13 protein-coding genes and 2 pseudogenes are annotated in these 12,442 nt (G+C 40.5%); 3 read left to right on the plus strand and 12 right to left on the minus strand.

Features of this window, described 5'->3' with window-relative positions:
• From BZK24_RS00460 to BZK24_RS00475, 3 genes and pseudogenes are all read left to right on the plus strand, one after another.
• Positions 1-509: pseudogene (locus BZK24_RS00460) on the plus strand (AAA family ATPase); the annotation flags it as partial.
• Positions 509-1,265: pseudogene (locus BZK24_RS00470) on the plus strand (ABC transporter permease). The pseudogenes BZK24_RS00460 and BZK24_RS00470, both read left to right, overlap by 1 nt.
• Positions 1,266-1,468: 203 nt before the next feature.
• Positions 1,469-2,614, plus strand: a complete 1,146-nt coding sequence (locus tag BZK24_RS00475; protein WP_001263600.1) for a YbfB/YjiJ family MFS transporter — start codon at positions 1,469-1,471, stop codon at positions 2,612-2,614.
• A 5-nt stretch (positions 2,615-2,619) separates the two neighbouring features.
• On the opposite strand, the gene BZK24_RS00480 is transcribed toward BZK24_RS00475, so the two are convergent.
• The 12 genes from BZK24_RS00480 to BZK24_RS00535 form a co-directional block, all read right to left on the minus strand.
• Positions 2,620-3,585 (minus strand): CobW family GTP-binding protein, encoded by a 966-nt coding sequence (locus BZK24_RS00480; protein WP_077656224.1) that lies wholly within the window; start codon positions 3,583-3,585, stop codon positions 2,620-2,622.
• Positions 3,585-3,938 (minus strand): hypothetical protein, encoded by a 354-nt coding sequence (locus tag BZK24_RS00485; protein ID WP_077656225.1) that lies wholly within the window; start codon positions 3,936-3,938, stop codon positions 3,585-3,587. Before BZK24_RS00485 ends, BZK24_RS00480 begins: the two co-directional genes overlap by 1 nt.
• 45 nt (positions 3,939-3,983) lie before the next feature.
• Positions 3,984-4,865, minus strand: a complete 882-nt coding sequence (locus BZK24_RS00490; RefSeq protein ID WP_001928972.1) for a polysaccharide deacetylase family protein — start codon at positions 4,863-4,865, stop codon at positions 3,984-3,986.
• Between the two features lie 12 nt (positions 4,866-4,877).
• The gene (locus BZK24_RS00495; protein WP_077656226.1) at positions 4,878-5,762 is read right to left on the minus strand and encodes a carbon-nitrogen hydrolase family protein; all 885 of its coding nucleotides are present in this window, start codon (positions 5,760-5,762) and stop codon (positions 4,878-4,880) included.
• Between the two features lie 83 nt (positions 5,763-5,845).
• Positions 5,846-6,247 (minus strand): hypothetical protein, encoded by a 402-nt coding sequence (locus BZK24_RS00500; protein ID WP_033761443.1) that lies wholly within the window; start codon positions 6,245-6,247, stop codon positions 5,846-5,848.
• Positions 6,248-6,259: 12 nt separating this feature from the next.
• The gene (locus tag BZK24_RS00505; RefSeq protein ID WP_077656227.1) at positions 6,260-6,529 is read right to left on the minus strand and encodes an AtpZ/AtpI family protein; all 270 of its coding nucleotides are present in this window, start codon (positions 6,527-6,529) and stop codon (positions 6,260-6,262) included.
• On the minus strand, positions 6,526-7,818 hold the full coding sequence (gene hemL / locus BZK24_RS00510) for a glutamate-1-semialdehyde 2,1-aminomutase (RefSeq protein ID WP_077656228.1): 1,293 nt from the start codon (positions 7,816-7,818) through the stop codon (positions 6,526-6,528). The genes BZK24_RS00505 and hemL overlap by 4 nt, the downstream gene beginning before the upstream one ends.
• A 9-nt stretch (positions 7,819-7,827) precedes the next feature.
• Positions 7,828-8,382, minus strand: coding sequence for a YceI family protein (locus BZK24_RS00515; protein ID WP_077656229.1), 555 nt, complete (start codon positions 8,380-8,382; stop codon positions 7,828-7,830).
• Between the two features lie 248 nt (positions 8,383-8,630).
• Complete coding sequence (locus tag BZK24_RS00520) at positions 8,631-9,626, minus strand: alginate lyase family protein (RefSeq protein WP_077656230.1); 996 nt, start codon at positions 9,624-9,626, stop codon at positions 8,631-8,633.
• A gap of 36 nt (positions 9,627-9,662) precedes the next feature.
• A complete protein-coding gene (gene obgE, locus BZK24_RS00525) occupies positions 9,663-10,745 on the minus strand; it encodes a GTPase ObgE (RefSeq protein ID WP_077656231.1) in 1,083 nt (360 codons plus the stop codon).
• A gap of 19 nt (positions 10,746-10,764) precedes the next feature.
• Positions 10,765-11,571: an ABC transporter ATP-binding protein gene (locus BZK24_RS00530; RefSeq protein ID WP_000770529.1), complete on the minus strand. Its 807-nt coding sequence runs from the start codon at positions 11,569-11,571 to the stop codon at positions 10,765-10,767.
• Positions 11,568-12,431 carry an ABC transporter ATP-binding protein gene (locus BZK24_RS00535; RefSeq protein ID WP_077656232.1) on the minus strand — a complete coding sequence of 288 codons (864 nt, stop codon included), beginning with the start codon at positions 12,429-12,431 and terminating at the stop codon, positions 11,568-11,570. Before BZK24_RS00535 ends, BZK24_RS00530 begins: the two co-directional genes overlap by 4 nt.
• Between the last annotated feature and the right edge of the window lie 11 nt (positions 12,432-12,442).

Below are 12,442 nucleotides of genomic sequence, written 5' to 3' on the forward strand. Positions count from 1 at the left end.
CCTTTCAATGTTATACCACAACGCAAGCAATTGGGAGTTGTCTCTAACCTATTCAACTATCCACCTGGATTAAACGCAAACGACCTTTTTAAATTCTATCAATTTTTTCACAAAAACTGCACTCCAAATCTATTTGAAAAAAATCTTTTGAATAAAACCTACGAACACCTAAGCGATGGACAAAAACAGTGCTTAAAGATTGACTTAGCTCTTAGCCACCACCCCCAATTAATTATTATGGATGAACCAGAAACTAGTTTAGAACAAAACGCTCTTATAAGACTATCAAATCTCATAAGCTTGTGCAACACCCAACAACTTACAAGTATCATCGCCACTCACATGATCCTATTGTCTTAGATAGTTGCGAATGGGTATTGCTCCTTAAGAATGGCAACATTGCTCAATACAAACCTTTAAATTCTATATTAAAATCTGTAGCTAAAACTTTTAACTTTAAAGAAAAACCAACCACAAAAGACTTATTAGCATTACTAAAGGATATTTAGTGGGAGCAATTCTATCTATCCTAAAACTTGAAATCAAATCTTATCTCACCAATACAAGCGCGTTATTTTGGACTTTTATTTATCCTATTTTAATGCTCCTATTACTAATTTTTGTTTTTTCAAAAAATACCACTGAAATTTTTTACTTTAATAACATTATAGGTCTAATGGGACTTCTTATTATTTCTAGCGCGATCTTTGGTCTCACTCAAGCTATAACAAGCTTGAGAATCGCATAATATATTCTTGTTCTACATGCTATCACCAGCAACTTTCAAACAAATAACTCTAGCATTAATCGCTTCAAGACTAATCGTTGTAATCCTATATGCTTTTATCTTTATTGTTCTCTCTTTTTATGCGCTCAATATCATCACTATTCTTAATTTTAAAGTGCTTATTTTGGGGTTTGTCAGTATTTTTTCAAGCGCATTGTTTTGTTTTTGCTTGGCCATTTTTGTAGCTAGAATTTTTCAAAACGAACAAAGCATCTTAGGATTTTGTAATATCATCAATCTCTATGCACTAATGTCTTGTAATGTTTTTGTTCCTTTAGAATACCTACCTAATATTGGTCAATTATTTATCAAAACATCTATTTTTTACTACCTTAATCAACTTCTAATCAAAGCTTTTCAAGGAATTGATACTATACTGGTTTTAGCAACTTCAACATTTTTCATTATTGGTGGCATCATTTTATTTTTACTAAGCGCTAATCGCATGTTACTAACACCAAAAGAACGCATGCGTTAAATCCTTAATCCCACCATTTATCAATCATTCAATTCTTTTTATTCAGTCGTGGGACAGCCCTTTAATGATACGAACGCTCACTAAATGGCATGAACGCTCCTTGAATTTATTCTCATCTCGCTCCCATTATGCGCTATCAATTAACAAGTTTCAATATAATAATACAAAATCTTTTTATAACTTGTCATTTGTTAAGGATCAAAATGCGCGTGTTTGTTTGCTTTTTAGGGGTTTTTGTGTCTAACGGCTTGGCTCGTTTTGGCTATGTGGTTTTAATCCCCCTACTCATTTTATCAGGGAGTTTAACCCCACACCAAAGCTTCCAACTGGGTATTGCGGTGTTAATGGGCTATGTTTTTGGGAGTTTTTTAATCCAATTTTTAAGCCCGTTAATGTCATTAGAAAGCATCGCTAAAATCAGTTTTGGCTTGATCGCTTTGAGTTTTTTAGTCTGTTATTTTGATAGTATCCCTTTCTTTTGGCTTTGGATCTGGCGTTTTATCGCCGGTGTGGCTAGCAGCGCGTTAATGATTTTAGTCGCTCCTCTCTCTTTGCCCTATGTCAAAGAACATAAAAAAGCCTTAGTGGGAGGGCTTATTTTTAGCGCTGTAGGCATTGGATCTGTCTTTAGCGGGTTTATTCTGCCTTGGATCAGCTCTTATAATATCAAATGGGCATGGATTTTTTTAGGGGGCAGTTGTTTGATAGCCTTCATCCTTTCCTTAGTGGGGTTAAAAACCCGTTCTTTAAGGAAAAAATCCGTTAAAAAAGAAGAAAGCACGTTTAAAATCCCCTTTCATTTGTGGTTATTGCTCATTTCTTGCGCGCTCAATGCGATTGGTTTTTTACCGCACACGCTTTTTTGGGTGGATTATTTGATCCGTCATTTAAATATCTCCCCCACTATCGCTGGGACTTCATGGGCGTTTTTTGGTTTTGGAGCCACGCTTGGCTCTTTAATCAGCGGCCCGATGGCTCAAAAGCTAGGGGCTAAAGAAGCCAATATCTTTATCCTCATTTTAAAATCTATCGCATGCTTTTTGCCCATTTTTTTCCACCAAATCTCTTTACTCAATTTAAGCATCTTTATAATGGGAGCAGCCACAACCGCCAATATCAATTTATTCAGCATGATGGCTTTAAAAATTGCAGGCGCGAAGCATTTCGCTAAAGCGTCTTCGTGGGTGGTGTTTTCTTTTGGCATTTTCCAAGCGCTTTTTTCGTATCTTTTTACGATCTTTTTAGGGGATTTGGGCTATGTTTTGATTTTTGTTATTTGTGGGGTGTGTTTGGTTTTAAGCTTCATCGTTCTTTTCCCTATCAAAATGCAAACAGCTACCAATAAATAGAAAAATTATGGGGTTTCAAAACCCTTGATGCCGAGAAAATCCTTAAAACCCTTTAAGGAATTTAAGATTTTTTCACGCTCTAAATGGCGCACAATAAAAACGAGGTTAGAGCCGTTTTGATCCTTTAAAATATGTTTAGGCGGGTAAATGATATGCATCACGCCGTTAATGCTCACTAAAAGATCGCTTCCAATGTCAATAATCCCCTTTATGCGTAAAATCTGCGTGCCGTATTGATACAACAACAAACTCAGCCAAATCCCAAACGCGCTCCATTCCATCGCCCCTTCAAACCTGATGCTTAAAGTCTCAAAGCCTTGCGAGTGCGAATCTTTTGGCATTCTTGGCATGAAATTTCGCACCCCATTTTTGCGTGAAAAAAAGCTTTCGTAATCTATATTTTTCTTGTCAAAAATTTCTGCGCTAGGGTTAAGGGATTGTATCCACTCTTTTAGTTTTATTAGATCCACGCTGTCGTTTTGCAAATCCGTTTTGGTCAATAAAACGCTATCAGCAAAAACGATTTGCTCTTTAGCTTCGTTGTTGGTTAAATGCGTTCTAGCGTTCAAAACATCCACGCAAGCCACCACGCTTTGAATCTCAAAATGCGCCCCTAAAAAAGTGTCGCTCAAAATCGTCCATAAAATCGGCGCCGGGTTGGCTAAACCGGTGGTTTCAATGATGATGCGCTTTAAAATTTCGCCGCGCCATTCATAGTTATTGAGCGTGGCTTTTAGAGACTCCACTAAATCTAAGCGTTTGTTGCAACACACGCACCCTGCGTTAAGATAGAGCATTTTTTCACCGCAATATTGAACGCTTAAGATGCGCTGATCCAAAGCGGCTTGACCGATTTCATTGATAATAAGGGCAACGCCTTGGTGATCTATTTGGTTTAAATATTCGCTCAAAAAACTCGTTTTACCGCTGCCTAAAAAACCGGTGATGAGCGTGATAGGGATTTTGGGCATCAGTGAGTGGTATTTGCATTTTGATTTAAAAACGCTAACAGATTAGAATCTAGCACGTCCATTTCTTTTTTGGCTAAGTTTTGTGCCTTATTCCACAAATCGCCTAAATCATTCACCATCACGCTCTGCCCTTTTTTATCGCACAGCACAAACTTCGCACCTTGCCAATCATTAATTTTTAGCCCATAAAACGCTAGGATTTGATTGAGCAATCTTACTCGTTTGAGCCTCGCTCTTTTGCGTTCCCTAGCGTTTTCATTCGCGCTAATAACCGCATTTGACCCTCTCAAATTTTCATCGCTCCCATCGGTCCAATGAAAAGAGCTGATAAGTTCCCCGCATAAAACGCACATCTTAATCTCCCAAATCAAACGCCAAAAATCTTTTTGGCGTTATCGCTATTTTTTCCTAGGGTTTCGTTTTAAGAAATCATCAGCGATTTCATTGAACGTTACCCAACGCACGCCCTCGTGCTGGTTGATATGCTCAATGATTTTTTCATGCATGAGCAACACTTGCGGACGGGCGCTCACATCAGGGTGGATTGTCATGCTAAACACCGCATAATCCATCTCACGATAAACCCAATCAAATTGATCGATCCACATTTGCCCTATATCGCGCGGGCTTACAAAACCAAAGCTATTGGGGGATTTTTTGATAAACATCATCGGCGGTAAATCGTCTAAATACCAGTTTGCAGGGATTTCCACTAAATTTGTTTCCACCCCACGGATTAAAGGCTTCATCCAATCCTTAGCCTCCAAACTATAATCAATCTTACTCCAACTATCCCCCACACGCACGAAATAGGGCGTGAAATCATTGTGCATGAGCGAGTGGTCGTATTTGAAGCCGTGTTTTAAAAGCAATTCATTAGTGATATTAGAAAACTCCCACCACGGCGCCACATAGCCTGTGGGGGCTTTGCCGGTGAGATCTTTAATCAACTCAACGCTTTTTAACAAAACGTCTTCTTCTTGCTTGGCCGTCATAGCGATAGGGTTTTCATGCGAATACCCATGTGCACCCACTTCATGCCCTGCATCCACGATCATTTTCATTTGTTCAGGAAAAGTTTCAATAGAATGCCCCGGCGCAAACCAAGTCGCCGGGAGATGGTATTTTTTAAACAATTTCAAAAGCCGTGGGATCCCCACTTCACCCGCAAAAAGCCCGCGCGAAATATCATCAGGCGAATCCTCCCCACCATAGCTCCCTAGCCAACCAGCTACCGCATCAATATCCACACCATAAGCCACTAAAATTTCTTTTGCCATAATCGCTCCTTTTTAAGTGAGTTTTCCAAACCCCTTTTTGGTGAGTTTGGTGTCAAAATCTTGTAAATAAGGGATTTTTTGGCGTTGCAGTGCCACTTCGTTCAAATCCATTTCAGCGATAATGACTTCATTAAGCTTGGTGGCTTGCACGATGATTTTCCCATTGGGCGCGATGATTCTTGAATCGCCGGCAAATTCTAGCGTTTGTTTCAATTGAGCGTTAGTTTCTTCCCCGCTATGATTGCACGCGCACACAAAACAACCATTTTCTAACGCTCTAGCCTTGCTCAATAAATCCCAATTATAAGCCCTGGCTTTGCCAAACGCACTAGGATAGATTAAAACCTCAGCCCCTTGTAACGCTAACAGATTCGCACCCACGCCAAAGCCGATTTCATAGCAAATTTGCAAACCCACTTTCGCGCTAAAATCCCCAAAATCCAGCGTAAAAACCTCGTATTTTTTGCCCCTTTTGAAGCGAGACTTCTCATCGCCCCACAAATAGATTTTACGATGCTTGCCAACGATCCCGACTTTTGGTGGAATGATATAAGCACTGTCGTAGAGTTTTTTATTCGTTTTTTCAATGCTGCATGCCACGATATGCGTATCGCTAGACTTCGCAAAACCGCTTAACGCTCTTAAAGTCTCGTTTTTTAGCGTTTCCTCACCATGCTTTATCGCTTTAAAATCTATCCCAAACTCTACATCCTTATCATTCACGCAATAACCGCTATCAAACAATTCCGGTAACACAATGAGATTCGCGCCTTTGTTGTGGGCTTCTTTGGCCAGATTGAGCGCTAATTGCAGGTTTTCATTTAAGGCGTAAGGTTTAGATTGCATTTGAATCACAGCGGTTTTTAGGATTCTTTTAGCGGGATTTTTTGTTTTCAAGATCCACTCCCATTTTTGTTTTTATTGTATAGGATTAAAAATTAAAAGAGGGTTAAAGGGGTTAAAATCCGCATGCGTTTGTGTCAAAACTTACCATTATTGTTTAAGAATCGCAATAACGCGCTAGAAAGCGAGCTCACAAACACGCCGATAAGAAACGACAATCCGTTAAAAAGATGCGAAAATAAAAGCGCTCCTAAAATGCCTAATAAAACCCCATACCCCCCTAAACGCCACACATTGAAAGACATTTCCAAACCTAGGGCGAATTTTTGGAATTTTTGCTTTTCTTCTTTTTCTCCGTTTTGTTTCCTCAAATCCAAACGCTTTTTAACGCCGTAATACGAAGACAACGCCACGATAAAAAACCCTAAAAACCCCCCTTCAAAATTCAAAACCCCTTGAAATGCTTGGAAAAAATAAACGATAATCGCGCTAACTATATTGATAAAAAGCAAAATAAGCAGGCATTGGATTTGGCACATGGGCTTTTTGATTTATTTAGTTTTATGCGTGTATTTAGGGTCTTTGGCTAGTTCTTCATAGTCTTTTTGCATGTTTTTATAAGCTTTATAGACATTGAGAAAGCTCGCTAACACGCCCCAAATAACCCCAAGCCAAAAAAGCCACGAAATGTGAGTGAGCTTTTTAAGCCCATAGCCTATAGCCACGCCCATAAGGATCGCTACCACCATAGAAAGCCCTAAGCTCAAATAATTCGCCCCCTCTATAAACTTGTAATACTTTGGCTTTTTCAAAAAATTCACACGCCTTTTATGATTTCATCAAAACTTTCATCGGCTTTTGCAACCACCAAATCAATCATCTCTTCAGTCATAGGCTCACAAATAAAGCCGGTTTCAAAGCTTGAACATGCCAAATACACGCCCTTAAAGAGCATTTTTTGGTGGAATTTCGCAAACATTTCGGTATCGCTTTTTAAAGCGTCATCAAAATCACGCACCGCATTTTCGTTAAAGAAAAAGCCAAACATGCTCCCCATATTGAGCGTTTGTAAGGCGATGTTATAGTTTTGAGCGCTCTTTTGTAAGCCTTGAGTCAAACGAACGGCTAAAGCGTTTAAGCGAGCATAAAGGGTTTTGTCTCTTTTGATTTTATAAAGCGCGCTCAACCCCGCACACACCGCTAGGGGGTTACCGCTTAAAGTGCCTGCTTGATACACGCCTCCAATGGGCGAAAGCAAGTCCATAATTTCCGCACGCCCCCCAAAACACGCCAAAGGAAGCCCAGCACCTATCACCTTACCAAAGGTTACCAAATCCGGCACGACGCCATAAAATTCTTGCGAACCGCTCAAACTCGCTCTAAACCCGCTCATCACTTCATCTAAAATCAGCACCGCTTGGTATTTTTCACACAAAGCCTTTAAGCCTAGTAAAAACTCTTTTTGAGCCGGCACTAACCCCATATTCCCGGCAATGGGTTCAATGATGACACAACCCACATCGCCTTTTTTAAAGCATTCTTCTGTGGAGTTCAAGTCGTTATAACGAGCCACTAGGGTGTGTTTGCTAAAATCGTTCGGCACGCCTAAAGAAGAAGGCGATCCAAAAGTAGCGCACCCACTACCCGCTTTCACTAATAAGGAGTCGCTATGCCCATGATAGCACCCCTCAAACTTGATCAAATCGTCTTTTTGGCTATAAGCTCTAGCGAGTCGTATCGCACTCATGGTCGCTTCCGTGCCGCTACTCACTAAACGCACCTTATCTAAGCCTTCATAACAAGAAATGATTTCCTTAGCTAAAGTGGTTTCTAATTCTGTGGGAGCACCAAAAGAAGTGCCTTTTTTTAATGCATTAATAATATTTTCTTCAATCTCTTCATCAGCATGCCCAAAAATCAAAGGCCCCCAGCTTTGCACAAAATCTATATAACGGTTGTTATCCACATCATAAAGATACGCCCCCTTACCTTTTAAAATAAAGGGTGGAGTGCCTTTAACGCTCTTAAACGCTCTCACAGGCGAATTGACCCCCCCAGCGATCACCTGCTTAGCTTCATTAAAATCATTAATGCTGTGCAACAACTCCATGATTTTACATTATCCCTTAATCATGCTTTCAAATTGGATTTCCACTTGCGACCAAGTCAAGCCCTCATGAAAACTCTCGCATCGTTTAGCCAAGCTCGCTAATTCGTTTTTCAAGCCAAAATTCAATAAATCCAAAACCCCTTTAACCACGAGCTTATCCTCAGCAATCGTGTATTGCATAGGCACTTTCACCAGCTTTTCATTCATCCTCACATAAGCCGTGAGAGAACCTACATGATCGCCTTCTATCACATTCCTGAAAGTTACTTTGATGTTAGTGTTTTTAAAAAGAGCGAAAAAAGCTTCTTTAACATTTTTGTTTTTAGTGTCATCGCCCAAATTGACTTTCAAGCTATCCATGCTCGCGCTCGCTCCCTCTAAAAGAGTTTTTAAACTATCTTGAGATTTACCCAATTTATAGGTGATGCTTTCAAAACTCCCATTTACCGGCGTTTTAGCCTTAGTTTTAAAGGTTGTCCATGTTAGCTTAGCCGAAGATAAATCCAAATTCACCGCTTGCAAAAACCCTGCTAGTAAAACCGATACCAAAACCATTTTTTTCATTCATTATCCTTTAATGTGGTCTTATCAATAACGCTTATTATTTTAGTGTAAACAAGCACGCTTACAACTAAAATTATCCATTTTGATAATCATTTGCACTCTAAAGACGACTCAAGAGATACAATTGCGTTTATTTTAAACTCTTTTTGTAAATAATAATGCTGACTGAAACAAACTTTCTAAACCATTCATAAAAAGGTTATAGCGCATGGCTATCCTTAAGGCTATAACCTTGGATACAGAAAAATTCACAGCGATCGGAGTTTCAGCCTGAAACCATCTTCATGCAAATCGCCTTGCTTTAAAAGCTCATCCGCGCTAGGGTTAGAATAATGCTTGGCTAAAATAATGAAATAGGCGTTGTTATGCACTCCGATAAGGTTAGGTTGGAAATAAGGGAAAGTTTCAGGGTTTAGAATCCATGTTGCAACTTTGTTATACGCCACAGAGAGCCTTTTTCCGGCTCCACTGCCCCACAAATCATACCCGTTCTCAAAAAGCAATTCGCCTGATATAGTTAGCGCAAGAAGCGCGAAATTGGTATAAGCTATCCCCTTAATGCCCTTTGTAGGGCCGCCATGATAATCGCTCGTATCGCTCCTAGTGATCGCGCTAGCAATAACCCCATTCTCATCTATGGCTTTAAACACCCACTCCTGCCACCGATTAGCGCTATTGTGCAAGAGGGCATTATCGTCTAACGCTAACGCAGAACTCACATCAAAAAGAATGCCCCACGCCCCATGGTTAGTGTTAAGAGCTGATTGAGAATACTGGCGCATCCGCTTAATAAACTCTTCATATTCTGGGCTAGGAAATTCTTTTTTGACAAACCAATAAGCCATGTTCATATAAGGCATGTAAAAATTGATATTATCCTCGCTCTGATAAGTGTCTACGCTTTGAAGCTCTTTAGCCCAAGCGTTTAAAATTTCTATAGCTTTTAAGCCGTATTGTTTGTTTTGGCTCACCCAATAGCCTAGGGCTAAGTCATAAGACATGAGAGCGGATTTTTTAAAACTCTTGGTGCAAGAATCAGGCTCTCTAACCCCAGTAGCAGTGTAGTGTTTTGATGCGTTAAGTTGCGCGCATGGCTGTATTGTTTGGGAGAGCTTTTTATCAAGATGGAGTTTTTTAGGCAAGTCTGTGGATTTAAAATCCCTAAAAAAGTAATCTTGCTCAGCGTAAGCTTGAACGCAAACGCAAACACACATGAACAATAAAAACAAAACAAATCTTTTCATTCCTCGCCTTTATTTGAATGGTTTAAAAATAGCGTTTTAGGGTAACGCTTTTAACAACACAAATTTAAGCACATGCGTATTAAGAGCGCTAAGCGCTGAAAGGGGCAAGACAAAGAGCGCTGATTTTTCATTAGGGTTATTTTCAAAATCGCTGGTTAAATGGGGGTGCAAAAACCCCAAATACGGCTCTAAACCAAACGCCTCTAATTTTTGCGCTTCTAAATTTAAAAAGGCACAAAAATCCTTAGTCATCTTATCAATGTTTTCTACAACATCGCATTTATTGAGCAACACCCCAAAAGGCTTATTGGCTAAAGCGGGTGAAAATTTTTCCAACTCCAATCTCAAGCGTTGGTATTGCTCTTTAATGCCCAAATCCAACCTGGAAGCGTCTAAAACAAAGGCTAGAACTTTGGTGCGTTCAATATGCTTTAAAAAGCTAATCCCTAAGCCTTTTCCTTGACTAGCCCCTTCAATAATGCCAGGAATATCCGCCATTAGAAATTCGCTTTTTTCATCTACGCTCACAACCCCTAAATTAGGCACTAGAGTCGTAAATTCATAATTAGCGATTTTAGGCTTAGCGTTAGAGATGGTGGAAATGAGCGTGGATTTACCCGCATTAGGGAAGCCCACTAACCCTATATCAGCGATAAGCTTTAATTCCAAACGCACGCTTTTTTCAACCCCCTCTAAGCCTTTTTGTGCGTAAGTGGGTTGCTGTTTAGTCGCGCTTTTAAAATGCGCATTCCCTAACCCCCCCTTGCCTCCTTTTAAGGCTAACACCCTTTCTTTAGGTTCCACTAAATCAAGCCACAACTCATCACCTACAAACACTTGCGTTCCTGGCGGCACGACAATAATTTTGTCTTCGCCCTTTTTACCTGCGCAATTTCGCGTGCCTCCTGGAGCCCCGTTTTTAGCCTTATGGTGTTTAGTGCCTCTAAAACTCGCTAAAGTGTCGGTATTGTTATCCACTTCAAAATACACATCGCCCCCATCGCCTCCATCGCCCCCATCAGGGCCTCCCTTGATGACAAATTTTTCTCGCCTAAAACTCACCATTCCAGGCCCCCCCTTACCCGAAGCGATGATAATTTCCACGCTATCTACAAACACAGCTTAAAAATCCTTTCTTTTATTTGGCAAATCTTTGCATGGATTTTTCCAAATGCGGCACCGCATTGAGTAATTTCTGCGTATAAGGGTGCTTTGGAGCGCTTATTACGCTATCCACATCCCCCGTTTCTACGATTTGCCCTTGATTCATTACGATGATTTTATCGCTTATATGCTCCACCACGCCTAAATCATGGCTGATAAAAATATAAGTCAGCCCCATTTCTTTTTGCAAATCCAAGAGTAAATTCAACACTTGCGCTTGAATGGACACATCTAGTGCAGACACAGGCTCATCGCAAATCACCACGCTAGGATGCAAAATGAGCGCCCTAGCAATGCCGATTCGCTGCCTTTGACCGCCTGAAAATTGGTGGGGGTAACGATCGATCCATTCTAATTTCAAGCCCACTTTTTGCATGATCTCTAGCACTTTTGCTTTGATTTCTTTTTTTGAAAAATGAGAATTTAACAGCAAAGGTTCAGCGATAATCTCGCCCACTTTCCACCGAGGGTTTAGGCTAGAATAAGGGTCTTGGAAAATCATTTGCACCTTTTTGCGGTAATCAAACCAATCCTGTTTGCTAAAATGCAAATGGCGCTTGCCATTGAAATAAATCGCCCCGCTATCTTGCCTTTCAATCCCAGCTAAAATTTTGGCTGTCGTGCTTTTCCCGCAACCGCTCTCCCCCACGATGCTTAAAACCTCATTTTGTTCCACTTCAAAACTGATCCCATTGAGCGCATGGATCACTCTTTTAGGCTTGAATAACCCCCTGTCTATCGCATAGGATTTTTTCAATTCTTTAACTTCTAAGAGCTTCATCGCAACTCCTTTGGAAAACTCAAATAATCTATATTTTCATCCACGGTTTCTAAGCGTTTTTTGCGGTATTCTTTGCCCGGTTTAGGGATCGCGCTTAAAAGAGCTTTCGTGTAAGGGTGTCTTGGATCAGCAAAAAGCTCTTTCGCACTCGCTTGCTCCACCACATGCCCTTTATACATCACCACCACTTCATCAGCGATTTGCGCCACCACGCCTAAATCATGGGTGATAAACAAAATAGAAGTGCCTTTTTTTTGTTGCAATTCTTTCATCAATTCTAAAATCTGCGCTTGAATAGTTACATCTAACGCTGTCGTCGGCTCATCAGCGATCAAGATTTCAGGCTCACACACCATAGCCATAGCGATCATCACCCTTTGGCGTTGCCCCCCGCTGAGATTGAAAGGGTATTCGTGGTATTTATCCCCTGCATGGGGAATGCCTACGCGCTCTAATTCATAGATCACCCTTTCTAAGCGTTCTTTTTTATTAAGGTTAGGGTGGTGGATTTTCAACACTTCATTGATTTGAAACCCCACGGTGTAGGAAGGGTTTAGGCTCGTCATAGGCTCTTGAAAGATCATGCCAATTTTTTTACCCCTGATTTCTTTTTGCATTTGCTTTTCTTTGAGCTGCAACAAATCCTGCCCTAAAAATTGAATGCTCCCCCCCACAATTTGACCCGGTTTTTCAATCAACCCTAAAATAGAGAGCGAAGTGATGCTTTTCCCGCTCCCGCTCTCCCCTACAATGCAGAGCGTTTGAGACTTTTTCAAGCCAAAACTCACGCCATCCACTGCTTTATTCACGCCCTTATCGGTGAAAAAATAAGTTTTTAAATCTTTAACTTCTAAAATCATGCAAGCTCCTT

The sequence above is a fragment of the Helicobacter pylori genome (genome assembly GCF_001998165.1).
In the GTDB taxonomy this organism is placed as follows: Bacteria; Campylobacterota; Campylobacteria; order Campylobacterales; family Helicobacteraceae; genus Helicobacter; species Helicobacter pylori_DL.

What these genes read in the sequence shown, in the direction of transcription:
- BZK24_RS00475 (WP_001263600.1), top strand. Translation starts at nt 1,469, where the DNA reads ATGCGCGTGTTTGTTTGCTTTTTAGGGGTTTTTGTGTCTAACGGCTTG.
- BZK24_RS00480 (WP_077656224.1), bottom strand. Translation starts at nt 3,585, where the DNA reads ATGCCCAAAATCCCTATCACGCTCATCACCGGTTTTTTAGGCAGCGGT.
- BZK24_RS00485 (WP_077656225.1), bottom strand. Translation starts at nt 3,938, where the DNA reads ATGTGCGTTTTATGCGGGGAACTTATCAGCTCTTTTCATTGGACCGAT.
- BZK24_RS00490 (WP_001928972.1), bottom strand. Translation starts at nt 4,865, where the DNA reads ATGGCAAAAGAAATTTTAGTGGCTTATGGTGTGGATATTGATGCGGTA.
- BZK24_RS00500 (WP_033761443.1), bottom strand. Translation starts at nt 6,247, where the DNA reads ATGTGCCAAATCCAATGCCTGCTTATTTTGCTTTTTATCAATATAGTT.
- hemL (WP_077656228.1), bottom strand. Translation starts at nt 7,818, where the DNA reads ATGGAGTTGTTGCACAGCATTAATGATTTTAATGAAGCTAAGCAGGTG.
- BZK24_RS00515 (WP_077656229.1), bottom strand. Translation starts at nt 8,382, where the DNA reads ATGAAAAAAATGGTTTTGGTATCGGTTTTACTAGCAGGGTTTTTGCAA.
- BZK24_RS00520 (WP_077656230.1), bottom strand. Translation starts at nt 9,626, where the DNA reads ATGAAAAGATTTGTTTTGTTTTTATTGTTCATGTGTGTTTGCGTTTGC.
- BZK24_RS00530 (WP_000770529.1), bottom strand. Translation starts at nt 11,571, where the DNA reads ATGAAGCTCTTAGAAGTTAAAGAATTGAAAAAATCCTATGCGATAGAC.
- BZK24_RS00535 (WP_077656232.1), bottom strand. Translation starts at nt 12,431, where the DNA reads ATGATTTTAGAAGTTAAAGATTTAAAAACTTATTTTTTCACCGATAAG.